Source organism: Nesiotobacter zosterae, from assembly GCF_033843645.1.
Lineage (GTDB): Bacteria > Pseudomonadota > Alphaproteobacteria > Rhizobiales > Stappiaceae > Pseudovibrio > Pseudovibrio zosterae.
In genome coordinates this window covers 293,425-318,629 of record NZ_JAWXVZ010000002.1, presented here as the reverse complement: position 1 = coordinate 318,629, position 25,205 = coordinate 293,425, and the positions used below count along the sequence as shown (strand labels likewise).

The window sequence follows — 25,205 nt, the reverse complement described above, 5'->3', positions numbered from 1 at the left end:
ATTATTTGCCTATAATGTAACCACTCATAATAATCAAGCAGACGATTTCCACTTCATACTCACTCAGCGTATTGAGCAAGCGCTGCGAATAGGCCAATAAAACACCAAGAACAAGCGGCCACTGGCGCGTGAAGGCCCTACATGGCATGCCTGCAACAGACAAAGGACGAAGACAGCTCTTGACCCAAGAACCGCAGATTGTCGCGCTGGTTGTGGCCGCAGGCCGTGGCTCCCGCATGTTGACCGATACTGACTCCAGTCCCAAGCAATATCGGGATTTGGCCGGGCAGTCGGTTTTGCAACGCACTTGTCAAAAGTTCATCGACAACGAGCACGTTTCCCGGGTTCTCTGCGTCATTCATGCAGATGACTTTGACCTCTATGAAAAGGCCACCCTGTCTCTGGAGAGCGACAAGCTGCTACCCCCGGTTGTGGGCGGGAAAGAGCGCCAAGAGTCCGTCCATCTCGGCCTTGCCGCGCTGGCGGAACATTCCCCTGACTTTGTCCTCATTCATGACGGGGTCCGTCCCTTTATCACCCAGGACGTCATTAACCGGGTAATCAATCAGCTCAAGAACGGCAGTAAAGCCGTCCTGCCCTCAACAAAAGTCAGCGACACTCTCAAAAGCAGAGGCGATGACGGAACCATAGAAGGCACCATTGATCGCACACGCATATGGAGCGCACAGACACCGCAAGGGTTCGACTTTGATGCAATATCAGGGGCTCATCGCCAGGCATACGCTGAAAACCGCAACGACTTTACCGACGACACCGCGCTCATGGAGCATGTCGGCATACCGGTCCTGATCGTTGAGGGTGATAGCGCCAACGTGAAACTCACAACCCCTCGTGATATGGAACTTGCACGTCAGAAGGTGACAATGGAGAACACTCTCATGCTCTCGGATATTCGTGTCGGCTCGGGCTACGACGTTCATGCCTTTGAAGAGGGGGACGCTGTGATCCTTGGCGGCATCTCCATCCCGCACACGATGAAGCTCAAAGGGCATTCGGATGCGGATGTGGCTCTTCATGCCATAACCGACGCCATCTTTGGTGCATTGGCAGATGGCGATATCGGATCTCACTTCCCCCCTTCTGATCCGCAGTGGAAGGGCGCAGCATCAGACCAGTTTCTGAAGTATGCCGTCGACAAGGTTACAGAGCGCGGAGGACGCATCGCGCATCTTGACTGCACGATCATTTGCGAACGCCCCAAGATAGGGCCGTATCGCAACGCAATGCGCGCTCGCATCTCCGAGATCTGCGAGCTGCCAATCGAACGGGTAGCCGTAAAAGCAACCACCTCCGAAAAACTCGGTTTTACTGGGCGAGAAGAAGGCATAGCATCCATGGCGACCGCCACTATCCGCCTCCCAGGCAACGAAGATTGGTAGGGTTCAAATGACAGACCTTGTTTCATTGCGGCCGCAGGCAGAACAGCTCATCGCACTATGCGCCGAAAAGTCTCTGATGATCGCCACAGCAGAATCATGCACGGGCGGCCTCGTGGCCGGACTGCTTACGGAAATCGCGGGCTCTTCAGCCGTGGTCGACAGAGGCTTTGTCACTTATTCCAACGAAGCAAAAAATGAAATGATCGGCGTCCCCCTGCCCCTTCTTGAGGAACACGGCGCTGTAAGCAAACAGGTGGCTCTCGCCATGGCTCATGGCGCCCTCGGCCGTGCCCGTGCCCAGATCGCTGTTTCCATTACTGGCATCGCTGGCCCTGGCGGCGGCTCACCCGACAAGCCAGTCGGTCTTGTGCATTTTGCGGTAAAGGCTAGCAGTGGCTTCGAGCACCATGAAGAAGCTCGCTTCGGCGACCTTGGCCGCGAAGTTATCCGACACAAATCAGTAGCTACGGCCATAAAACTGCTAAAGATCGCCGCAGAGCAATCTTAACCCTTTCAAAACACAGCATGCCTATGCTTCATCCAGTGTAAATACTACCGAATATTTTACTGGATATTTTATGAAGCGTCTTTTCGCCCTTGCTCTGTTCGGCGCACTGTTTTCGACCTCCGGCCTTGCTTCGGAGGTCTATATGATTTCACGAGATAATGAAGGTGAGTTTGTCGGCAGCCACAAGATGTTCAGCGTGGCAAAGGATGGCCACAAGCGTGTCAAGATCTGCGGCTCAAACTTCTGGCTGCGCCCCTACACAGTGGTCTGGTCGAAATGGGAAGAGCAATCTGGTCGGCAGGTCACGTTGGAGGGTCACAAGAATGGACGCTGGGATATCCTGTGCGACAATCCAACTGAGCATGTCAGCCTGCGTCAGGTCGGCGTTTACGTGTCCTTGGAGGACGCCATGCTCAACGCCCGGAACATAACAACCGATCGTAAGAACCGGTTTGAGGCCATTCGAAAAACGTTCAACGATCGCAGCCTTGGCTCAAAGAAGGAAGAAGAAAGCCCCCTTCTGCCAACGCAACCATATGATGCAAGGCCCTGACGCTTTCCGATCTGTATAGAGCGGGAGGGCACACCTCAGGCAGCAGCGCCATAAACCTCATCTGCTCGTGCTTCGAAGGCTTCAGAGAACTTTCGAAAAGCACGATCAAACATCGTTCCCATCAAAGCCCCGAGCGTTCGGCTCTTGAACTCATAATCAATGTAGAACGAGATATCGCAGAGGTGATCTTCTGGAGATAGGAAGTTCCAACGGTTCTCAAGATGCTTGAAGGGCCCGTCAAGGTACTCAACGAGAATCTCCAGATTCGACGGATCAAGAGTCACTCGGCTGGTGAAAGTCTCCTTCACCACCTTGTAAGCCACCGTCATATCAGCGATCAGCACTTCCCGTTCCGCCTCCAAAGGGCGTCGTCCACGGACCACAAGGTTCTGACAAAGCGGAACAAATCGCGGGTACTGTTCAATATCAGCAACGAGATGGAACATATCCTCTGCTGTATGTTGAACACGGTGTACTGTCTTGAATGACGGCATAATCGTCTACCGAAGCCTTCTTCCGTTCGCATTCTGCGCCCTGACATACTTCAGGAAAGCCTGACTGCCAACACGTGGCCGATCATCAGTTCGCACTGTCCACATGCCATGATGCGACTAGTTACATGAAAAAATGTAAATACAAAAAGGCCACGCGCAAGGCGTGGCCGTCTTCAACTCTTGCTGAGGACTCAGTTCCCCAGCTTGGCTGCACGTGCCTTCTTCAGGTCTTCAAAGTCTTCGCCAGCATGGTGCGATGACCTGGTCAGCGGGCTTGCAGAGACTTTCAGGAAGCCCTTTGAGTAAGCGATGCGCTCATACGCCTTGAACTCTTCCGGCGTCACGAATTTCATGACTGGATGGTGCTTCTTGGTTGGCTGCAGATACTGACCAACAGTGAGAAAATCAACATCAGCGCTGCGAAGATCGTCCATGAGCTGCAGAACTTCGTTCCGCTCTTCCCCAAGACCGACCATGATACCCGACTTGGTAAACATGTTCGGATCGATCTCCTTCACCCGTTGCAACAGACGGATGGAGTGGAAGTAGCGCGCGCCCGGACGAACTTTCAAATAGTTGGAAGGCACAGTTTCCAGATTGTGGTTAAACACGTCTGGCTTTGCGTTCACAACGATTTCCAGTGCCCCATCCTTGCGCAGGAAGTCAGGTGTCAGCACTTCGATGGTCGTGTTTGGAGATACCTCGCGGATAGCCTTGATCACATTGGCAAAGTGCGTGGCACCACCATCATCAAGGTCATCGCGGTCCACTGAAGTGATCACAACATGTTCCAGACCCATGGTCTGAACCGCTTCGGCGATATGCTGAGGTTCGGTTTCATCAACAGCGCCCGGCATACCGGTACGCACGTTACAAAACGCACAAGCACGGGTGCACGTATCGCCAAGGATCATGAAACTTGCGTGCTTCTTTGACCAGCACTCACCAATGTTGGGACAGCCAGCCTCTTCACAAACGGTAACGAGCTTTTTTTCGCGAACAAGCTCATGCGTTTCCCGATAGACAGGGGATGTAGGCGCTTTCACACGGATCCACTTGGGCTTGCGCTGCACCGGGTTGTCCGGGCGGTGCGCCTTTTCCGGGTGGCGTGGACGCGCGTCCTTCTCACCTGCGATCTCTGCATTTACTGCAGCTGGTGTCGCTGGCTTTGCGTTTGGCTTATTCAGTGTATCTACGATGGTGACCATGGCACTCACATGCTGCTTTCAGAGCGAAAGGTCAAGGCCCCTTCTCTCCGAACACCCTATGCAATTTACAAACCGGCCGGGAAACAGGGCCTAAAACACCTTGCGCTTCAAAAACAACAAGAGAACAGCCCCGCAGGTAGCTATGATCAGCTGATCAATAAACCCGCCAGTTACATTAAGGTTCAAGATATTTGCCAGATACCCTCCAACAAGGGCTCCAATTAGACCAAGAACCAGGCTACCGATCATACCGCCGCGACTGTCGAAAACCCGATGCGCAATAAACCCAGCAATAAGACCGACAATAATCCAAAGAAAGATACCCATTTACATTCTCCGTAGCTGAACTCGCCCAAACACATAACATTTGATGAGCGGACCCGGCACCACCACTTTATGCGGCCTGTCGATCACAAACCGACCCACCGGAACACGGCAGAACCTCATTTGGCGGTTCAAATCGCCAGATCAATGAGTACCTCGCTTGAGCCATTCACCGACAGTACACGCCATCGATGAGCGTCCAAGCAACGTCATGCCCACCCGCTGCAATCAACAGGTGGGCATCACAACTTACATGTTCAACGCACGTCCGTACGCATCAAGAACACTTTCCTTCATCATTTCAGAGAGTGTTGGATGCGGGAACACGGTGTGCATCAGGTCTTCTTCAGTGGTCTCAAGACCCATGGCGACAACAAAGCCCTGAATGAGCTCGGTTACCTCAGCACCAACCATGTGGGCACCAAGAAGCTGACCGGTCTTTGCGTCGAAGATCGTCTTTACGAGGCCTTCTGGCTCACCAAGAGCAATCGCCTTGCCGTTCCCCATGAATGGGAAGCGACCAACCTTGACCTCGTAACCTGCTTCCTTGGCTTTAGGCTCGGTAAGACCGACCGAAGCCACCTGAGGATTACAGTAGGTACAGCCCGGGATCTGCCCCTTGTCCATTGGATGAACATGCAGACCGGCGATGTTCTCAATGCAGATCACACCTTCGTGCTCTGCCTTGTGCGCCAGCATTGGAGGGCCTGCAACGTCGCCGATCGCATATATGCCCGGCACGTTTGTGCGGCCATAACCGTCGATTACCACACAGCCACGTTCGGTCTTGACGCCAACTTCCTCAAGACCAAGGCTCTCAATATTACCAACAACGCCAACCGCAGAAATAAGCTTTTCAGCTGTGATCTGCTGTGTCTTGCCGTCCTTGGTCTCAACCGTTGCCGTAATCTGACCATTGCCCTTCTCGACCTTGGAAACCTTGGCTTCAAGCACAAACTTGATGCCCTGCTTTTCCATGTTTTTCTTAGCAAGAGCAGAGATTTCCGGGTCTTCCACCGGCATGATCTGGCTCATCATCTCAACTACGGTCACATCCGCACCCATGGTGCGGTAGAACGAAGCGAACTCGATGCCGATTGCGCCAGAACCCATCACAACGAGAGACTTTGGCATCTTAGGCGGAACCATGGCCTCGAAGTAGGTCCAGATGTTCTCCTTGTCAGGCTCAAGACCTGGGATCACGCGAGGACGCGCACCTGTTGCAACAATGATGTGCTTTGCGGTGTAGGTGCCATGCCCCTTCACGCCCTTTGGCGTTGGGTGTTGCGGCTCGTAGGCCGCGCGGCTTGGTGCACCAACGACGATCTCGCCCGGCTTTGAAAGCTTGGCTTCACCCCAGATGATGTCCACCTTGTTCTTCTTCATCAAGAACCCGATACCACCGTTAAGCTGGCCGGAAACGCCGCGTGAGCGCTTGACTACTGCAGTCGGGTCAAAACTGATGTTGTCGGCAGACAGGCCATAGTCCTTGGCATGCTGCATGTAGTGGTAAATCTCTGCGGAACGCAGAAGCGCCTTGGTTGGAATGCAGCCCCAATTCAGGCAGATGCCACCCATGTGCTCGCGCTCAACGATCGCGGTCTTCAGCCCAAGCTGAGCTGCGCGAATAGCCGTGGTGTAGCCACCGGGCCCAGAGCCGATAATGATGACGTCATAGGCAGTGCCACTCATCGATCAATCCTCGTTGTTGCCGCCTCTTTTAGCTGAGGCTCGACATAAAGGTCAGAGAACCGGTCAAAGTTCTCTCGAAAGTATCGGGGAAGCTCCGGACTGTTCTTGTCGACCAGCTTGGAGCCTCCATCTCCCGTATCAAGGCGTTTCAGCGTGCGTTCCGCTCGGCCCAGATACGCGTCGTTCATGTGTTCCGTGTGCGAATAGGCGGCAACTTTGGTCAAAACCTTGTCCATGTTTCCGAGATAGCTGAAGTGCCAACTCGAAGATGGTCGGATGATGCGGTGCATGGGACGTCCGAACTTGCGCAGTGCTGAAGCATGCCACATGAAGCCCTCCAAGAGCCTCGGCGCCGAACGACTTCTAATCACGCGCTCACGTCGAAGGTTCTGAGCCCCGCTGAAATGCCGACGCGCAATCATGCGTGGGCAAGACGTCAGATCATTCACATCATCTTTGTAGTTCAGACGATACCGAAAGATATCCGTTCCAAACCAGGTCAGGCCATGTTGGGACCGCTTGTCGGCCCTGGCAGCTTCCAGGGCTTCAGGCTTCGGGATCTCATCTACATCAGACACAAGGATCAGATCGTCAGGTGCCCCATCCGGCAGCCCTCGACCGATCGCATCCCTTTGATGATACTCACGTGTCCAGGCTGATGGCGCATCCTCAGGCATATCCGAGACGATCACGTGGGTGATTTTGTCGGCAAATGCTGAGAACCGTTCCTTGTTATCGCTGTAAAAAAGAGCCTTGGCCCCTCCGGTAAAAGTTTGAGTAGCCTCAACAAGGATGAACTGATCGACAACATTATAAAGTTCTCCCAGCCTGAGTTCGAGAACATCAAGCTCATTGAAGAACGTAAAACCGTCAATCACTCTTCCCATTCGGCACCCTCACCTGCAACTTCCGGCGCCCCTTGGGAGCAGCCTTCCGTATAACCGTCGCACCAGAACAGGTAAGGCGGCGGCCAGAGCCAACCGCCTTACATGAAGTCGTTAGACCAGCATGCTCATCGGATTTTCGATGAAGCTTTTGAAGGCCTGAAGCAGCTCAGCGCCCAGTGCACCATCAACCGCGCGGTGGTCGGTAGACAACGTGACGGACATGACTGTTGCAGGAACAATCTCATCACCCTTCACCACAGGCTTCTTGATGCCCGCACCAACCGCAAGGATGGTTGCATGAGGTGGGTTGATGACTGCAGAGAAGTCATTCACACCAAACATGCCCAAGTTCGATACGGAAGTCGTACCGCCTTGGAATTCGTTTGGTGCCAACTTGCGATCACGCGCACGCTTTGCAAGGTCCTTCATCTCGATGGAGATGGTGGACAGCGTCTTCTCATCAGCACGGCGAATGATCGGTGTGATCAGACCACCATCGATGGAAACCGCAACGCCGACGTCAGCGTTCTTGTGCAACAGCATGCCACCTTCAGTCCAGGAAGCATTTGCGCCCGGTACAGCGCGCAGCGCCAATGCGTGCGCCTTGATCACCATATCATTTACGGAGATCTTGTAGGCCGGGTTGCCGTCCTTGTCCTTCGGAGCAGAAGCGTTCAGCTGAGCGCGAAGGGCCAGAAGCGCATCCAGTTCAGTTTCTACAGTCAGGTAGAAATGCGGAACGGTTTGCTTGGATTCCGTCAGGCGCTTGGCGATAACCTTGCGCATGTTGTCGTGTGGGACAACCTCGTAGGAACCTTCCTCGAACATCTTGAGGATCTGCTCATCAGACTGACCAGCAGGTGCCGCAGCCTTTGGTGCTTCGGCGGCCTTAGGCGCAGCATCGGCAGCGGCTGGCGCCTCTGCCTTACCAGTGCCAGATGCCAGCGCAGCTTCAATGTCGCGTTTCACAACGCGGCCGCGCGGACCAGAACCAGCGATCTTGGAGATATCCAGACCGTTCTGCTTTGCAAGACGACGTGCCAAAGGAGAAGAGAACACGCGTTCCCCTTCAGGCTTAGCAGGTGCAGCAGCAGGAGTTGGTGCTGGTGCAGCCGGCGCAGCAGGTGCAGCCGCTTCGGCAGCTGGAGCTTCTGGAGCGGCCGGTGCAGCAGCAGGTGCGTCGGTTGCCGCATCTACTGCAGAAGCATCTTCGCCTTCTTCGAGAAGAACAGCGATCAGCTCGTTTACCTTCACACCTTCAGCACCTTCCGGCACCAAGATTTTACCAACAACACCTTCATCGATGCTCTCGACTTCCATTGTTGCCTTGTCAGTTTCGATTTCCGCGATCACATCGCCAGCAGAAACTGAATCGCCTTCCTTAACCAGCCACTTGGCAAGGTTACCCTCTTCCATGGTTGGAGAGAGCGCAGGCATCAGAATTTTGATAGACATCGAGTTGCCCCTCGCCTTATGCGGTGTAGGTCACGGCTTTCACCGCGTCGATTACTTCCTTGGCAGTTGGCAGAGCCAGCTTTTCAAGGTTCGCAGCGTAAGGCATTGGGACATCCTTGCCAGTCACGCGAAGTACTGGGGCGTCAAGGAAGTCGAAAGCCTGTTCCTGGGTCTGGAATGCGATTTCCGAAGAAACGGAAGCAATCGGGAATGCCTCCTCAACCGTAACCAGACGGCCAGTCTTGCGAACTGAAGCAAGGATAGTGTCGATATCCAGTGGGCGGATAGACCGCAGATCGATCACCTCGGCAGAAACACCCTGCTTTGCAAGTTCTTCTGCAGCTGGCAACGCGTAGGTCATGCCGATGCCCCAGGAAACGAGCGTCACATCAGTCCCTTCGCGAACGACTTTCGCACGGCCGATTGGCAGCACGTAGTCATCCATGACAGGCACATCAAAGTGCTGACCGTAAAGGATCTCGTTTTCAAGGAACACAACTGGGTTCGGGTCGCGGATTGCAGCCTTCAACAAGCCCTTGGCATCAGCCGCAGTGTAAGGCTGAACCACCTTCATGCCCGGAATGCTTGCATACCATGCGGCGTAGTCTTGAGAGTGCTGTGCACCAACGCGCGCAGCTGCGCCGTTTGGACCACGGAATACGATCGGAGCACCCATCTGACCGCCGGACATGTAGAGCGTCTTGGCAGCAGAGTTGATGATCTGGTCGATGGCCTGCATGGCGAAGTTGAAGGTCATGAACTCCACGATTGGGTTCAGACCAGACATAGCAGCACCAACGGCAAGGCCGGTAAAGCCATGCTCGGTAATTGGCGTGTCGATGACGCGCTTTTCACCGAACTCATCCAGAAGACCCTGAGAGATCTTGTAGGCGCCCTGATACTCACCAACCTCTTCACCCATCAGGAAGACGTTCTCGTTGCGACGCATTTCTTCTGCCATCGCATCACGAAGCGCTTCACGAACGGTGGTGCTACGCATTTCGGTGCCAGCTGGGATCTCAGGATCCTGACCAACTTCGACCTTGATTGGCGCACATGGGCTGACGTACTCATCACCCGTCGCGGCAGGTACCGGAGAAGTCACAACAGCAGGCGATGCTGGTGCTGCTTCTGCGGCTGGCGCAGCCTCTGCTGCTGGAGCAGCTGCAGCGGTGTTGATGGCCGAAGCATCTTCGCCTTCTTCCAGAAGAACGGCGATTGGTGTGTTCACCTTCACGCCTTCAGCGCCTTCTTCGATCAGGATCTTGCCCAGAACACCCTCATCGACGGCTTCCACTTCCATGGTTGCCTTGTCGGTTTCGATCTCAGCGATAACATCGCCAGCCGAAACGGTATCGCCTTCTTTCTTGACCCACTTGGAGAGGTTACCCTCTTCCATGGTTGGAGAAAGAGCCGGCATCAAAATTTCAATCGGCATAACTTTGTATTCCCACCCTTAGAGGATAATGTCCGTGTAAAGCTCAGATGCATCCGGCTCAGAGTCGCTCTGCGCAAAGTCAGCCGCTGCTGACGCAATTCCGCGAACTTCCTTGTCGATCGCCTTGAGCTCGTCTTCACTCGCCCACTTCTTTTCAAGAAGGCGTGCACGAACCTGCTCGATTGGGTCGTGCTCGGACTTCATCTTCTGAACTTCGTCCTTGGAGCGGTACTTGGCCGGGTCAGACATGGAGTGACCACGGTAGCGGTAAGTGATCATCTCGAGGATGTAAGGACCGTTGCCTTCACGGCACCATTCCATGGCATAGTCGGTCGCAGCTTTCACTGCACGAACATCCATGCCGTCCACCTGAACACCCGGAATACCAAAGGACTGGCCACGCTGGGACAGATCGGTGGTTGAAGAGGCACGCTCAACACTGGTGCCCATGCCGTACTTGTTGTTTTCGATCACATAGATCACAGGCAGGTTCCAGAGCTTCGCCATATTGAAAGCTTCATAGACCTGGCCCTGGTTCACTGCGCCATCACCAAAGAAGGTCAAGGCAACATTGCCATTTTCCTTGTACTTGTTGGTGAACGCCAAACCTGTCCCAAGAGGAACCTGAGCGCCAACGATACCGTGGCCGCCGTAGAATTCCTTTTCCTTGGAGAACATGTGCATGGAGCCGCCCTTACCCTTGGACAGACCACCCTGGCGGCCGGCGAGTTCCGCCATCACACCATTTGGGTCCATACCGCAAGCGAGCATGTGACCGTGATCGCGGTAACTGGTGATCATTTGATCGCCCTGTACCTTGGACATCTCCATGCCAACTACAACGGCTTCCTGACCGATGTAGAGGTGGCAGAAGCCACCGATGACACCCATGCCGTACAGCTGACCCGCCTTCTCTTCGAAGCGGCGGATAAGCAGCATCTCGCGGTATGCCTTCAGCTCTTCTTCCTTGGAGAACTCAGCGATAGCGGGCGTATTTTTCATCGCCCCGCGGGCTTTAGAGGCGCCTCTTGAGCGACCTCCGGTAGACTTGGTTTCTGTTCCAGCCATGACCCTCGTCTTTCGTGACGTGTGCTAATTATGGGAAGGACAGTACTCCGGAGAACCACTCACGCCAAGCCTGACGATTTAGAACAATTCACCGGCTACAGGATTGACATATATGGATTATTTGCAATTAACCAGCATCAGGTTATCTACCTACACATAACCAGATATGAGTTAATATACTTCCAAACGAGGCTATCGACGTAAGATTGCGACTTCATTTGGATGCACCAGGTTCAAGCTGGCGCGTGCGCGCTCATCGACCATATCCGGATCCAGACTGTCCGGCATAAGCAGGAAGACCCTACGTTGCAGGACCAGACGCTCTTCTTTTAGAGCCGCGAGTTCGGTTTCCAGTTCAGCAACCTGATTCTCAATGGCTGCTTTACCGACGAGACCAAGCTCACCGTTGAATGCATGATAGCCGAAGTAGCTGAGCAAGGCCACAGCGACAGCTGGGCCAAGCATCTTTTTGAGAGAGGATTCTCTGCGTTGACGAGTAGTTGCTAGCAAGGGAACGACCTACAAAATACAAATTGGTCACTGGTTGAGACTATGCCGAAATAGCCTTAACCAAGAGTTTCCGCATCCCCTGATTTTCGAGTGAAGCTATAAAAATCAGGCCCGCCTGTGAGAAGCGAGCCTGAATATTCCTCATGCAGCTTTTGCTAGCTTGACCAGCTTGTTCAATATGGTCGCAGTTCCCTTCAGCCTGTCCTCCGGCCCCGGCCAGTCTCTGGTCAACACAACCTTCTGGTCCGGCTTGATTTTTGCCAAAAAGCCCTGCTCGGCAATATAGGAAACAAGCCCGGCTGGGTTTGGGAACTCCGAGTTGCGGAAGGAGATCACAACGCCCTTTGGTCCCGCGTCGATCTTTTCCACGTTCGCCTTGCGGCATAGGCCCTTGATGTAAACAATCTTGAGGAGGTGATTGACCTCGACCGGCATAGAGCCGAAGCGATCAATCATCTCCGCAGCAAAACCTTCGATCTCATCTGCTTCCGTCACATCAGCAAGACGGCGGTAGAGATCAAGCCGCACTTGCAGATCGGGCACATAGGTATCTGGGATGAGAACAGGCGTGCCGACAGTAATCTGCGGCGACCACTTCTCCTCACCAAACTCTTCACCGCCAGATTTTAGCTGGGCAACCGCCTCCTCCAGCATCTGCTGGTAAAGCTCAAACCCCACTTCCTTGATGTGGCCAGATTGCTCTTCGCCAAGCAGGTTACCTGCCCCGCGGATATCCAGATCATGACTGGCAAGCTGGAAACCTGCGCCCAGGTTCTCAAGGGATTGCAGCACGCGCAATCGACGCTCCGCGGTCACTGTGAGCTTCTTGTTGGCTGGAACGGTAAACAACGCATAGGCACGTGTCTTTGAACGCCCTACGCGCCCTCGGATCTGATAGAGCTGGCCAAGGCCGAACATATCCGCCCGATGAACGATCAGCGTGTTGGCGTTCGGAATATCCAATCCGGATTCAACAATTGTCGTTGAAAGCAGCACATCGAACTTACCTTCATAAAAGGCGTTCATGATGTCTTCCAGTGGCCCAGCGCCCATTTGACCATGAGCCACCGCAACTTTCACCTCAGGAACATTCTGCTCCAGAAATTGCTGTATCTCCGCGAGGTCAGCAAGACGTGGACACACATAGAAGCTCTGACCGCCGCGATAGTGCTCCCTCAGCAGAGATTCACGGATCACCATCGGATCAAAAGGCGAGATGAAGGTGCGCACCGCAAGACGATCCACCGGCGGCGTTGCGATCAAGGAAAGCTCACGCACCCCGGTCAGAGCCAGCTGAAGCGTGCGCGGGATTGGAGTGGCCGAGAGGGTCAGGACGTGAACATCCGATTTGAACTCTTTAAGGCGCTCTTTATGTTTTACGCCAAAATGCTGTTCTTCATCGATGATCAACAGGCCTAGATCACGGAAACTCACGCTCTTTCCAAGCAGAGCATGTGTCCCCACGACAATATCGACAGAACCGTCCTTCAAGCCCTTTTTAGTCTCGCTCAGCTCCTTTGAAGAAACCAACCGTGATGCCTGACGCACATTGAGTGGTAGCCCCTGAAAACGCTCAGAGAACGTCTTGTAGTGCTGGCGTGCCAACAAAGTTGTAGGAACCACAATTGCGACCTGACGACCGGACATGGCGGCAAGGAACGCCGCACGCAGCGCGACCTCAGTTTTACCAAAGCCCACATCGCCACAAATCAATCGATCCATGGGGCGGCCCGATGCCAGATCCTCAAACACCGCATCAATTGCGTTCAACTGATCATCGGTCTCATCATAGGCAAATCGGGCTACGAACTCGTCATAGGCTCCATCCGGCACGTTGAGTGCTGGCGCTGATCTCAGCGCGCGCTCTGCTGCGGTCTTGATCAGTCCATCTGCGATCTCGAGAATGCGCTTCTTCATGCGCGCCTTGCGCGCTTGCCATGCTCCCCCACCCAGCTTATCGAGCTGCACTTCCTGATCCTCGGAACCATATCGCGTAAGAAGCTCGATGTTCTCAACGGGCAGATAAAGCTTGTCGCCGCCAGCGTACTGAAGCTCAAGGCAGTCGTGCGGAGCCCCAACAGCCTCAATGGTCTTCAGGCCAATGAAGCGACCAATACCGTGCTCCACATGAACGACCAGATCCCCTTCATGAAGACTGGTCGCTTCCGTCAGCGCGTTGGAAGCTTTCTTGCGGCGGCGCCCCTGACGAACAAGCCGATCCCCGAGAATGTCCTGTTCACCGATAAAGGCGTAGGGGCCGATTTCGAAGCCTTGCTCGATCCCAAGCACAATGAGGCCACTCATGCCTTTTGGCAGCTTCTCCAACTCTTCAATGGAGCCTGCATACCCGGTGCGATCAAGCCCGTGATCCGCCAATACCTGTACAAGACGCTCGCGGGAGCCTTCACTCCAGCAAGAAATAACAACCGTTTTGCCCTCACCGCGCAAAGCCGAAGCGTGCTTGGCAAGCGCTTCGAAGATGTTGACATCTCCGGCCGCACGTTCCGCCGCAAAGCTGCGGCCCTGCCGTCCCTGCAAATCAATTGAAAGCGCAGAACCCGGAGGCGCTGCAAAGGGCGACAAACGCCCCACGCCGCGATCACTAAGCGTCGTGGTCCACTCATCCTGACCAAAGTAAAGCAGTTTTGGCTCAACAGGCTTATAAGGTACGCCGCTGGAAATGGCAGATCCGCCCAGCGCTTCATCGCGGGCGGCATGATGCTCACTAACCTGCTCCAAACGCTCTTTGACTACGTCCTCATCAGAACTGTCGAGAACGATGGGCACATCTCCCACATAATCAAACAGGCTTTCCAGACGTTCATGGAAAAGCGGAAGCCAGTGTTCCATTCCCGGATAGCGGCGCCCCTCACTGATGGTGTGATAAAGCACGTCATCCCTGTCTGCCGCGCCGAATGTGGAGACATAGTTGCGGCGGAAACGGGAAATGGTCTCAGGTTCCAGCACCACTTCGCTCATGGGCACAAGGTTCAGGCTCTTCTTCTGAGCGAGAGTTCGTTGGGTCTCAGTGTCAAAGGAACGGATAGATTCCAACGTGTCACCAAAGAAGTCCAGACGTACCGGCTCCTCAGCGCCTGGTGAGAACAGATCCACAATGCCACCGCGCACCGCATACTCACCTGTCTCGCGCACAGTTGGCGTGCGGGAGAAGCCGTTGATCTCAAGCCACTGGATTATGGAATCAAGCTGCACCCGGTTGCCCGGCACAAGGGTCAGAGCCTGAGTAGCAGCCCACTCGCGGGCAGGAAGGCGTTGCAACGCAGCATTGACGGTGGTCAGCAGCACGGTCTGACCCTTCACCTCCACACCGCGCGCCAGCAGTCCGAGCGTCGTCAACCGCCGGGCAACAATGGAACTGTTTGGCGAAACGCGGTCATAAGGCAAACAGTCCCATGCCGGAAGCTCCAGTGTTTTCACATGAGGGGCAAAGAATGCCAGCGCTTCGGCCACCTGAGACATGCGGGTCGCATCCCGCGCAACATAGGTGAGGACGAGCCCCTCCTCCTTGGTCTCTTCCAGCATCTTTGCGAGCACATAGGCTTCCGCTCCATCTGGGACAGACGACAGCAAGATATTGGCGTGATCGGAGAGCAGGCTTTCAAACACCGTCAAGACTTCCTTGGCTCAAAATGAAATGGGCGACTGATCGCTCTTACTTGTTGTGAAACGCGAGAATGCGGCGGAACAGCTCCGTGTTCCGGTCCTCGGGAACGGGTTTTGACCCAATGAACCACGAGAACAAATCCTGATCATTAAGCTGCAGCAACTCTTCAAGCTCATCGAGTTCTTCATCTGCCATGATCGCCACATGGGTCTGCACATAACCGCCGAGCAACAGGTCCATCTCTTTCATCCCTCGATGCCAGCAACGGAACAAAATCCGCTTGCGGCGAGGATCAAGGTTGGCGGTCTGCGCATCACTTGGGGGCTGATTGTCGTTGATCATGAGAGAGCCTCAACTTTTGACTGCCGGCGGATTAATCCGCCGCAAAGGATCAGAGAGCCGTGTATAACGAGCGGAAACACATCTGTCAGTGTTTTCTCATCTGCGGTTGCACAAATAGCGAAGACATGCGACCAATCAAGCCTCTGTTCACGTTATAGTCCGATTTTTTGAATGCGCCCAACTCGTCTTGATCCTCTCTTCGCTCCTGTAACCAAGTTGCCGGGCATTGGTCCCAAAACGGCAAAGACACTGACATCTTTGCTTGTGGGCCATTCCGAGCGTGAAGCGCGCATTGCCGATCTACTGTTCCACCTTCCAACCTCGATGATCGATCGCGGCCTGCGCCCAGGCATCGCAGGAAGCCCGGAAGGCATGATTGTCACCCTCACCCTTCATGTGGATCAGCACCGAGCCCCGCCAAGGAACAGTCGTGCGCCCTACAAGATTTTCGCCCATGATGAAACCGGTTCTATTGAACTGGTGTTCTTCCACGCCCGCCGGGACTATTTGGAAAGCGTGCTTCCAATAGGGGAACAGCGCCTCGTCTCCGGAAAAGTTGAGTGGTTCAACGACCGCGCCCAAATGGTTCATCCGGACTATATCGTCACAGAGGAAGACGCCGCCAGCCTTCCTGTTATCGAGCCCGTTTACCCGCTCACAGCCGGACTTTCCGGGCGCATGATCACAAAAGCCATGCAGATGGCAGTCAAGGTGATCCCCAGTCTGCCAGAGTGGCAAGACGCCAGCTTCATGGACAAGCAGGGTTTCCCATCTTTTCAAGAAGCGCTTCTTTCCGTCCACCATCCGGAGGAAGCCTCAGACCTTGTTGCGGAAAGCAAAGCAGTCCGCCGCCTCGCCTACGATGAGTATCTGGCCAACCAACTCGCTCTGGCCCTTGTTCGCAATTCCATGCGTCAACAAGGCGGTACAGAGCGCCATGGCAACGGCTCCCTGCGCTCAAAAATCCTCTCAGCACTACCCTTTCAACTTACTGATGGTCAGGTTGAAGCGCTCAAGGAGATCTCGGAGGACCTGGAAGCTCCAGCAAGAATGCTTCGACTTTTGCAAGGGGATGTAGGCTCGGGCAAAACCGTTGTCGGCCTGATGGCCATGGCACAGGTCATCGAAAGCGGTGCACAGGCGGCCATGATGGCACCAACGGATATTCTCGCACGTCAGCATTTCGCCTCCATGGAGCCGCTCTGCAAGGCTGCAGGCATACGTGTTGCTGTCATGAGCGGCAAAGACACAGCAAAGAACAAACGAGAGATCAACGCAGCACTGGAAGCCGGTGAAATCGATCTAATCGTCGGGACCCATGCGCTTTTTCAGAGTTCGGTGAACTTCAAGAACCTTGGCATCGCAGTTGTAGACGAACAACACCGCTTCGGGGTGCATCAGCGCCTCTCTCTGTCTTCCAAGGGAGACCATGTCGAAGTGCTGGTGATGACCGCCACACCAATTCCCCGGACGCTGGTTCTTTCGTATTTCGGCGACATGGAAGTGTCTCGTCTCACCGACAAGCCCAAAGGTCGCCAGCCCATCAAGACGGTCAGTGTTTCACTGGACCGGATCAGTGAGGTGGTGGATCGGCTGCGCGCTGCCATTCATCGCGGTGAAAAGGCTTACTGGGTGTGCCCGTTGGTCGAAGAATCGGAGAAGATTGATCTTGCAGCGGCGCAGGAGCGGTTTGAAGACCTGCAGCGCGCGCTGGGCCCTGTCGTCTCACTCGTTCACGGTCGACAAAGCGCCGATGACAAACAACAGGCCATGGATGATTTCAAGGAAGGTCGCACCCGGCTTCTCGTTGCAACGACTGTCATTGAGGTCGGCGTGGACGTTCCCGACGCCACCATCATCGTCATCGAGCATGCGGAGCGCTTTGGCCTGGCCCAGCTTCATCAGTTACGCGGCCGTGTTGGTCGCGGGTCTGCAGCTTCCACCTGCCTCCTCCTGTACAAGGCGCCCCTTGGAGAAACCTCAGCAGCGCGGCTTAACATCCTGCGCGAAACCAACGATGGCTTCCTAATTGCCGAAGAAGACCTGCGTCTGCGCGGAGAAGGTGAGCTACTCGGCACGCGGCAATCCGGCATGCCAGGTTTCAGGATCGCAAATGTGGAAGCCCATGGTGACCTTATGGAAGTGGCGCGGGACGACGCGAAACTGATTCTTGCGAAGGATCCTGCACTCCAATCTCCCAGAGGCGATGCCCTGCGTCACCTGCTCTATCTCTTCTCGAGAGACGAAGCGGTCAAGCTGCTTCGTGCTGGGTAGTTACTCGGCCGCTTCCGTTGGCTGCGCCTGTTCGCGTCCACCTTTCGCTGCCTTTTGAGCAACTTCCTCGCCGTTCTCTTTGAGAATTTTCGGGTATTCCGGATTCACCAGACCAGCCGAAATCACAAGCTTCGCAGCGTCCTCCACGCTCATGGAAAGTTCAATAACTTCAGAACGCGGTACAAATAGCAGAAAACCGGAAGTCGGATTTGGTGTCGTCGGAAGGAACACCGAAACCGTCTCGGCTTCATCTTCAAGTCGGGCAGCGACCTCGCCCTTGGTGTCCGTCGCCACAAACACGATTGCCCATAGCCCTTTACGCGGATACTCGATCAGAGCTGCCTTCTTGAAGCTTTGACCATTTTCCTGAAACACCGTCTCGAAGATCTGTTTTAATGCGGAATAAATGTTGCGCACCAATGGCATGCGCCCAACGATGTTTTCACCAAGACTAACCAGACTGCGCCCTGCGATATTCGCAGTTAGAAAGCCGATGACAGTCACAGCCAGGAGAGCGGCTATCAGTCCAACACCCGGCACTTCAATGGACAGGTAGGTATCCGGATTATAGACCTCGGGAATAAACGGCTTCACCCAACCATCCACGAGTTGTATGAGAGACCAGCTCAGATACAACGTGATGCCGATGGGCCCGGTCACGACAAGGCCGGTCAAAAAGTAGTTGCGCAGTTTTGTGAAACCACCTGATTTGACCCCGATACCGGTTGCATCTCCCTCCCGGTTCTGATTGAAATCTGAAGGCTTCATGTTCACTTTCTTTCCTTAGGACCTGACAAGCAAGCGTGATTGGCAACCACCATCCTATTGCTTTATATGGTGAAAGTGAGAGTGTTTTATTGCAAGAGCTCTACAAATTGTTGGTGAGGCAGCACTTTTTTATGGCCACAAGGAGATAGGTGGTGCCGCGAACGTTTTACATGATTGCAGGAATTCTCCTGGTCGGCATCGGACTGATCGGCATTGTTTTGCCGCTTCTGCCCTCAACCATCTTTTTCATTCTTGCAACCGGCTGCTTTGCTCGCTCCAACCCACGGTTGGAAAAATGGCTGCTGAACCACCCCAAATTCGGAAAAAGTGTGCGTGACTGGCAAGATCATGGTGCTATTTCTGTCAAAGGGAAACTCATGGCAGTCTTCGGCATGACGGTCGGCTATGCTGTCTTTGTGATCACCACAGCGCCGTCAATGCTGCTTGCCATTATTGTGCTTGCGGTGCTTGTAGCTTGCGCGTCTTACGTTGTGACCCGTCCATCTGGCTCTAGGACTGCTCGAGCGTCCTGAGAACGTAGGCCTGTGCATGAAGCAGTGAACCATCTTCACACTGCACCTCTATGGGCACGCGAACGTACTCTTCGCCCTCCCACTCATCAATATCATCCCAGATTTCATGAAGAGACTGTGAGGAGTAAACATACCCGCGCAACCAGTCCGCCTGCTCATCAGGCACCAGCGCCGGATAGCCCTTGCCTTCGGAGAAACCGCGATCCTGATAGTGTGCCCGAACCGACGCGCGTGTCCAAACACCTGAAACTTGCGTAAGCAAATACTCATGCGAGGCTCCGGGAGCCAGGCTGCCATACACAAACAGATGGTCCATGCAGCAATCTCTCTTACAGCGCTAACGACAAAGAAAAAGAGCGGGTCGAGCCCGCTCCCTCTCCGCTATTCTACTGTAACTGATTTTGCAAGGTTTCTTGGCTGATCCACATCCGTCCCCATGAAGACGGCTGTGTGATACGAGATCAATTGCAACGGCAGGGCGTAAACGATTGGAGACACAATCTCCGGAACATCAGGTAGAGTGATGATGTGATCGGCTTCCAGACCGGCCGCCTCAGCACCCTTTTCGTCGGTCAACAGAACGATCCGGCCGCCACGAGCGGCGACTTCCTGCATGTTGGAAACCGTCTTTTCGTAGATATTGTCAAATGGTGCCACTACAAACACCGGCATGGTTTCGTCAATCAACGCAATGGGGCCGTGTTTCAACTCACCAGCCGCATAACCTTCCGCGTGAATGTACGAGATCTCCTTGAGCTTCAAAGCGCCTTCCAGCGCCATTGGGAAGCTCGTACCGCGTCCAAGAAACAAAGCATCCGATGCCTGAGACAGCCAATGCGCGATCTCTTCCGCATGATCAGAAAGTTTCAGTGCCTTGTTGGTGTAGCTTGGAAGCTCAGAGAGCGCGGTGATCATGTAGCGCGCATCAGCCTCGCTCAGAGTTCCACGCTGAACACCAGCATGGACTGCGAGCGCTGCCAGAACCGTGAGCTGGCAGGTAAAGGCCTTGGTCGAGGCAACGCCTATCTCGGGGCCGGCATATGTTGGGAACACCACATTTGCTTCGCGAGCGATCGTTGATTCCGGCACGTTCACGACCGCGCCAATGACCATGCCTTGGTCTTTGCAATAGCGAAGCGAAGCCAGCGTATCAGCCGTCTCGCCGGACTGCGAGATGAACAAGGCCATATCACCCGCCTTGACTGGCATTTCGCGATATCGGAACTCCGAAGCCACATCGATATCAACGGGAATGCGGGCGTATTTTTCAAACCAATACTTGGCAACAAGGCCCGCATAGTAGGCCGTACCACATGCTGAAACAACGAGGCGGTCAATCTTGGTGAAGTCAACCTCAGCCCCTTCAGGCAACATGGTTTCACCGGTTGCAAGGTCGAGATAGCGCGAGATCGTGTGGCCAATCACCTCTGGTTGCTCGTAGATCTCTTTGGCCATGAAGTGTTTGTAGTTGCCTTTGTCCACGACAGAGGCACTGACCATTGATTTGCTGATCGGGCGAGAAACCGCGTTACCAGTGGAGTCAAAGATTTCAGCGCCTTCGCGGTTCATCACCACCCAGTCGCCTTCTTCCAGGTAACAAATCTTGTCGGTAAACGGCGAAAGTGCGATGGCGTCTGAGCCGAGGAACATCTCGCCTTCGCCATACCCCAATGCCAATGGAGAGCCGCGACGGGCGCCAATCATGAGGTCGTTCTCGCCGTCAAAAAGGATGGCAAGCGCAAACGCGCCCTTCAGCTTCGAAAGCACATCAGACACAGCTTGAACCGGTGTCTTGCCGCTTTTGACGCCAAGAGAAACAAGGTGAGCGACAACTTCTGTGTCAGTATCGCTCTCAAGAGAAATCCCGGCACCGACGATTTCCTCACGCAGTTCCAAAAAGTTCTCGATGATGCCGTTGTGCACCACACAAATGCCGTCAGCGGCATGAGGGTGGGCATTGCGAACAGTTGGCGCACCATGGGTCGCCCAACGGGTGTGGCCAATACCGGAAGTCCCCCGTAGTGGCTCGTCCAGTAACAGCGCCTCTAGGTTGCGCAGCTTTCCCTCAGCTCGCCGGCGCACCAATGCACCCTCTTCCAGTGTTGCAACACCCGCAGAATCATATCCGCGGTATTCGAGCCGCTTCAATGCGTCTACGAGTAGAGGGGCTGCCGGGGTTTGGCCGAGAATGCCTACGATGCCACACATAAATCTTCTCCTGAGATACCCGCTGGCTTTGCGCCACCGGATCGCAATGGTCTTTAGGCTTGTCTAGCCGCACTCCTGTAACTTAGTGAAATCAATAGATGTTTCGGTTCGTTACAGCTCAGCGGTATTATCGTACTAATACCTAAGCAGCTTTAAGAGTTCGCCTTGGCTTTTTGTTGTTTTTTTTCTTTCTCAAGACGGGCACGCATCTCGCTGGCGCGGCCTTCTTTCACAACCTGTTGAGCGCGACCGAAGGCCATGGCCTGAGAAGGCACATCTTCGGTTATCACGGACCCTGCCGCAACCAACGCGCCATCACCAATTGAAACGGGCGCAACCAAAATGCTGTTGGACCCGACGAAAACGCCATTGCCAACATCTGTGTGATACTTGAAGTAGCCATCATAGTTACACGTAATCGTGCCAGCACCCACATTGGTCTTGGCACCCACTCGGGCGTCCCCAATGTAGGACAGATGATTCACCTTGGCGCCTTGTTCGATGGAGGCATTCTTGATCTCTACAAAGTTGCCGATATGGGCGCCCTCACCAATCTTTGCGTTGGGGCGCAGGCGGGCATAGGGGCCAACCGTTGCGTCTTTTGCAACGCTCGCTCTTTCTAGATGGGAAAAGGCTCTGATCCGAACACCGCTTTCCACTGAAACGCCGGGTCCGAAAACCACATTCGGCTCCACAACAACGTCAGGTGCAATGCGGGTATCCTGGGAAAAATAAACCGTCTCGGGAGCTTGCAATGTCACGCCATCAGCCATGGCAGATTGGCGCATGCGTTCCTGAAACACCGCCTCACAGGCGGCGAGCTGTGCTCGGTTGTTGATGCCCTGCACTTCCGCTTCAGCTGCGGTGGTGACGGATATTTTGAGACCATCAGCGTGGGCCACCTCAACAGCGTCCGTCAGATAGTATTCGCCTTTCGCATTGTTGTTCTCGATACGGTTTACGAGCGACGCGAAATGCTCGCGGCGGAACCCCATGATGCCAGCATTGCACAAGGTAACCTTGCGTTCTTCCTCGCTTGCATCTTTTTCTTCACGGATTGCCAGAAGCTTATCGCCATCTGCGATAAGCCGCCCATATCCGTGCGGGTCCGCTGCCTCAAAGCCCAGAACCACAAGGTCCGATCCTGCGCTCAGTTCCGCCCGAATGGCGCGAAAGGTTTGGGGAGTAACAAGAGGTGTGTCACCGAATAGAACAAGAACGTGATCGACCGTGCTCTCCAGATAGGCACCTTCAGCCGCTTTGGCAGCATGAGCCGTGCCCAGCCGGTCCACCTGAACAAAACACTTGGCATCAGGAACAATCTCCCTGCTCGCCTTCTCAAGTGCTTCCATGTCCGGCCCGACAACAACTGCAACCTCGTCCGCACCTGCCGCTTGAACAGCCTTCAGAACATGACCGACCAACGGAAAGTTGCCGATTTCATGCAGAACCTTTGGCAGTGCCGACTTCATCCGCGTACCCAGTCCGGCCGCAAGGACGATTGCTAAACAGCTTTCACCGGTCATTTCTTGTTCCTTAGTTCATCCAGATCTCATGCTGTGACACAGCAGCCATAAGCAAACAAATCAATGCAGTTCAGCATGCTATCACCAACATCTTTCAATGATTTAAGCAGAATACGTAAAAAACTCCGCCTTCATTTAAATTAGCATTTGCATTCTGTTAACCATAAACCCACAAGAGTTATGGGGCATTTTTGCCATAGGAATCATCGTTTGCAATAGACACGCGTTTTGAAAAGCTCTGTCGACTATAACGGCCATACCGTGGCCGACGCATCCGTGCCGAACAACAGCACCATCGTGTTCTGGGGTTTCGTAGCCGTTTGCTTTGCGACAGTCGCCTTGAGCGCCGTTATGTTCACCCCTGGCTCACTCAATGACACGGTGGAGATCGCCATACCCGGTGAACGCAGCTTGCTGATGGAAAGCAAACCACAGTATTTGCGCGTTTACAAAGACAATGAGGTCGCGACCTACCGCCCTCAACTCACAGGCCTACAGCCCGTTTCCGCTCACATGCAGGAAATCAAGCTGCAAATGGCTTCTCTTGAACAAACCGTTGGCGATCTGCGCCAGAGCAATGCAGCTCTCCAAGACACTATTGAACTTCTGAAGTCCCACCCCCCGCGCCCATTACGTGAACGCATTGCGGACTTGGATGACGAACTATTGCCTCCGCCAGCGAAACCCGCAGCCGAGGCAGAGCCTGCTATTGATACCGCAACCTCTGAACCAGCCGCGAAACAACCGGCACCAGATACACCGCAATCGATAATCGCGGAAAGACCGGCCAGAAATGCAGCTCCAAAGCTGGATGCAGCTGAAACCCAAGCTCCATCTCAGCTAGCCGCAAATGAAACCGTCCCCACGCCGCGCCCGAAAGCAGCAATCATTAATCCAGAGATTGCCACCCTGCCCGCACCAGAAATCGCTCCAGAGGTTTACGAGAACCTTCCGGCCTTCGCTGCCCTTGTTCCCAACCAGACATCCGTCACTCTTCCAGACGCAACACCGCCTCAATTGGTCGCGTCCATTCCATCACCGCAAGAACAGCTCGAAGTGACATCAGCAGCGGGCATTGTTTATGGTCGTGCAGGATCAGTGTTCACACGCTCAGCGTTCGCCGTAGATCTTGGAAGCTACGAAGACCGCGAGGAAGCGGAAAACATTTTGCGCCGTGCCGAGGAACTGTCGACCCTCATTGACCAGGTGGGCACACGCATCCGCCCAGGAAAACCAACGGCGGAGCAAGGCATCCTCTATCAGGCCTTGGCGGGTCCGTTTGCAAACGCCCGTGACAGCGTTCTGGCCTGTGCTCAGATCAAGGGGATGGATGCCACATGCAGAACGGTAATTCACCCAAAGTAATCTTTGACTTTAGATAAATAATCTGCAAAATCCACCCCTCAAAAGATCAGCTTTTATTGAGCTGTAGAAGTTTGAGGGATGAGGCAATGTTTAGTCAATCTCAACAAAATAGACTCATATACCCCCTGCTGTTCATCATGCCGGTCTTTATGAGTTCAAACATCATAATTGGCCGGTATGGTATCGAGCAAACAGAACCATGGACGCTCGCTTTCTTGCGATGGTTTCTGGCATTTCTCATTCTGGTACCCATTGCTTACCGCCAACTCCCACCAGCTCTGCCCACCATCAAGGCGAATTTGAAACTGCTTCTTTTCATGGCGTTTCTTGGCATGTGGATTTGCGGCGCTCTCGTATATCTTGCGCTCAAGAACACAAGCGCCACCAATGGAACGCTGATCTATTCCGCTGCACCTGTATTCATCATGTTGATCGAGTGGGTGTTTCGCGGTCGCCGCATGTCCCCCCGTGAACTAATAGGCATAGCGCTCGCACTAATCGGTGTCGCGATCATCGTCACTAAAGGCTCTCTGGCCAATCTTATTTCCCTGGAGCTGAGCTGGGGCGACCTCGTATTCGGCGTCTGCACGCTCAGCTGGGCCACCTATTCTGTCCTGATCCGGCAGCGCTCATTGCAGGAGATCCCGGTTTTCGTCCTGTTTGCAACTCTTGCGGGTTTTGGTGCGCTTCTATTGTTCCCGTTTGCCATCGCAGAGATGATTTGGGTCGCTCCAATACCAACAACCCCCGAAGCGTGGGGTTCAATTGCGGGCGTGACCATTGTGGCGTCAGTATTGGCTTTCTCCACCTACCAATACGGCATCAAGATGGTCGGCGCTTCAATCGCTGGCCTCTTCATGTATTTGCTTCCGCCCTACGGCGTCCTGATGGCTGTGGTGTTTTTAAGCGAAAAACTCGCGCTCTTTCATTTGGCCGGATTCTTGCCAATCATGGCCGGTCTCGTATTGGCAACCCTTCCAGCCGCCGCCTTCCAGATCCTGGGCAGACGCAGGGCCTGAGGCATACG

Annotated in this window: 22 protein-coding genes; 7 read left to right on the top strand and 15 right to left on the bottom strand. The window is 54.3% G+C overall.

From position 1 onward, the window contains the following. The first annotated feature begins 179 nt into the window (after positions 1-179). The 3 genes from Q3Y58_RS04380 (at position 180) to Q3Y58_RS04370 (ending at position 2,461) form a co-directional block, all read left to right on the top strand. A complete protein-coding gene (locus Q3Y58_RS04380; RefSeq protein WP_319621186.1) occupies positions 180-1,400 on the top strand; it encodes a bifunctional 2-C-methyl-D-erythritol 4-phosphate cytidylyltransferase/2-C-methyl-D-erythritol 2,4-cyclodiphosphate synthase in 1,221 nt (406 codons plus the stop codon). 7 nt (positions 1,401-1,407) lie between these two features. Further along, positions 1,408-1,908 carry a CinA family protein gene (locus Q3Y58_RS04375; RefSeq protein WP_274216806.1) on the top strand — a complete coding sequence of 167 codons (501 nt, stop codon included), beginning with the start codon at positions 1,408-1,410 and terminating at the stop codon, positions 1,906-1,908. A gap of 70 nt (positions 1,909-1,978) precedes the next feature. Continuing rightward, entirely contained in the window at positions 1,979-2,461 is a 483-nt protein-coding gene (locus Q3Y58_RS04370; RefSeq protein WP_274216805.1) for a hypothetical protein, read from the top strand. Between the two features lie 35 nt (positions 2,462-2,496). Here Q3Y58_RS04370 and Q3Y58_RS04365 read toward each other — a convergent pair whose 3' ends face one another. The 11 genes from Q3Y58_RS04365 to Q3Y58_RS04315 form a co-directional block, all read right to left on the bottom strand. After that, complete coding sequence (locus Q3Y58_RS04365; RefSeq protein WP_274216804.1) at positions 2,497-2,955, bottom strand: type II toxin-antitoxin system RatA family toxin; 459 nt, start codon at positions 2,953-2,955, stop codon at positions 2,497-2,499. 191 nt (positions 2,956-3,146) lie between these two features. Next, positions 3,147-4,163: a lipoyl synthase gene (lipA, locus tag Q3Y58_RS04360; RefSeq protein ID WP_274216803.1), complete on the bottom strand. Its 1,017-nt coding sequence runs from the start codon at positions 4,161-4,163 to the stop codon at positions 3,147-3,149. A 90-nt stretch (positions 4,164-4,253) separates the two neighbouring features. After that, positions 4,254-4,490, bottom strand: a complete 237-nt coding sequence (locus Q3Y58_RS04355) for a GlsB/YeaQ/YmgE family stress response membrane protein (RefSeq protein WP_319621185.1) — start codon at positions 4,488-4,490, stop codon at positions 4,254-4,256. A 246-nt stretch (positions 4,491-4,736) separates the two neighbouring features. After that, positions 4,737-6,179, bottom strand: a complete 1,443-nt coding sequence (lpdA, locus tag Q3Y58_RS04350) for a dihydrolipoyl dehydrogenase (protein ID WP_274216801.1) — start codon at positions 6,177-6,179, stop codon at positions 4,737-4,739. Beyond that, complete coding sequence (locus tag Q3Y58_RS04345) at positions 6,176-7,066, bottom strand: glycosyltransferase family 17 protein (RefSeq protein WP_319621184.1); 891 nt, start codon at positions 7,064-7,066, stop codon at positions 6,176-6,178. Before Q3Y58_RS04345 ends, lpdA begins: the two co-directional genes overlap by 4 nt. Before the next feature lie 111 nt (positions 7,067-7,177). After that, a complete protein-coding gene (locus tag Q3Y58_RS04340; RefSeq protein ID WP_319621183.1) occupies positions 7,178-8,521 on the bottom strand; it encodes a pyruvate dehydrogenase complex dihydrolipoamide acetyltransferase in 1,344 nt (447 codons plus the stop codon). A gap of 16 nt (positions 8,522-8,537) precedes the next feature. Next, complete coding sequence (locus Q3Y58_RS04335; protein ID WP_319621182.1) at positions 8,538-9,959, bottom strand: pyruvate dehydrogenase complex E1 component subunit beta; 1,422 nt, start codon at positions 9,957-9,959, stop codon at positions 8,538-8,540. A gap of 18 nt (positions 9,960-9,977) precedes the next feature. Continuing rightward, the gene (gene pdhA, locus Q3Y58_RS04330) at positions 9,978-11,027 is read right to left on the bottom strand and encodes a pyruvate dehydrogenase (acetyl-transferring) E1 component subunit alpha (protein ID WP_413697780.1); all 1,050 of its coding nucleotides are present in this window, start codon (positions 11,025-11,027) and stop codon (positions 9,978-9,980) included. 192 nt (positions 11,028-11,219) lie between these two features. After that, positions 11,220-11,492: an FtsB family cell division protein gene (locus tag Q3Y58_RS04325; RefSeq protein WP_274216797.1), complete on the bottom strand. Its 273-nt coding sequence runs from the start codon at positions 11,490-11,492 to the stop codon at positions 11,220-11,222. A gap of 186 nt (positions 11,493-11,678) precedes the next feature. After that, a complete protein-coding gene (gene mfd, locus Q3Y58_RS04320) occupies positions 11,679-15,164 on the bottom strand; it encodes a transcription-repair coupling factor (protein ID WP_319621181.1) in 3,486 nt (1,161 codons plus the stop codon). Positions 15,165-15,210: 46 nt separating this feature from the next. Further along, a complete protein-coding gene (locus tag Q3Y58_RS04315) occupies positions 15,211-15,504 on the bottom strand; it encodes an FAD assembly factor SdhE (RefSeq protein ID WP_274216795.1) in 294 nt (97 codons plus the stop codon). 171 nt (positions 15,505-15,675) lie between these two features. On the opposite strand from Q3Y58_RS04315, the gene recG reads away from it, so the two are divergent. After that, positions 15,676-17,778, top strand: a complete 2,103-nt coding sequence (gene recG / locus Q3Y58_RS04310; protein ID WP_319621180.1) for an ATP-dependent DNA helicase RecG — start codon at positions 15,676-15,678, stop codon at positions 17,776-17,778. Here the strand turns inward: recG and Q3Y58_RS04305 are convergent, their stop codons facing one another. Beyond that, positions 17,779-18,546 carry a DUF502 domain-containing protein gene (locus Q3Y58_RS04305; RefSeq protein WP_319621179.1) on the bottom strand — a complete coding sequence of 256 codons (768 nt, stop codon included), beginning with the start codon at positions 18,544-18,546 and terminating at the stop codon, positions 17,779-17,781. 152 nt (positions 18,547-18,698) lie between these two features. Between Q3Y58_RS04305 and Q3Y58_RS04300 the strand changes: the two genes are divergently transcribed. After that, positions 18,699-19,079: a YbaN family protein gene (locus Q3Y58_RS04300; protein ID WP_274216792.1), complete on the top strand. Its 381-nt coding sequence runs from the start codon at positions 18,699-18,701 to the stop codon at positions 19,077-19,079. Here Q3Y58_RS04300 and Q3Y58_RS04295 read toward each other — a convergent pair. From Q3Y58_RS04295 to glmU, 3 genes are all read right to left on the bottom strand, one after another. Beyond that, on the bottom strand, positions 19,057-19,395 hold the full coding sequence (locus Q3Y58_RS04295) for a gamma-glutamylcyclotransferase family protein (RefSeq protein WP_274216791.1): 339 nt from the start codon (positions 19,393-19,395) through the stop codon (positions 19,057-19,059). The genes Q3Y58_RS04300 and Q3Y58_RS04295 overlap by 23 nt on opposite strands. Positions 19,396-19,460: 65 nt before the next feature. Next, complete coding sequence (gene glmS, locus Q3Y58_RS04290) at positions 19,461-21,287, bottom strand: glutamine--fructose-6-phosphate transaminase (isomerizing) (RefSeq protein ID WP_319621178.1); 1,827 nt, start codon at positions 21,285-21,287, stop codon at positions 19,461-19,463. 152 nt (positions 21,288-21,439) lie between these two features. Beyond that, positions 21,440-22,813, bottom strand: coding sequence for a bifunctional UDP-N-acetylglucosamine diphosphorylase/glucosamine-1-phosphate N-acetyltransferase GlmU (gene glmU / locus Q3Y58_RS04285; RefSeq protein WP_319621177.1), 1,374 nt, complete (start codon positions 22,811-22,813; stop codon positions 21,440-21,442). A 228-nt stretch (positions 22,814-23,041) separates the two neighbouring features. Between glmU and Q3Y58_RS04280 the strand changes: the two genes are divergently transcribed. Then, positions 23,042-24,178, top strand: a complete 1,137-nt coding sequence (locus Q3Y58_RS04280; RefSeq protein ID WP_319621176.1) for an SPOR domain-containing protein — start codon at positions 23,042-23,044, stop codon at positions 24,176-24,178. Between the two features lie 86 nt (positions 24,179-24,264). Continuing rightward, positions 24,265-25,197 (top strand): DMT family transporter, encoded by a 933-nt coding sequence (locus Q3Y58_RS04275; protein ID WP_319621175.1) that lies wholly within the window; start codon positions 24,265-24,267, stop codon positions 25,195-25,197. Positions 25,198-25,205 lie beyond the last annotated feature (8 nt).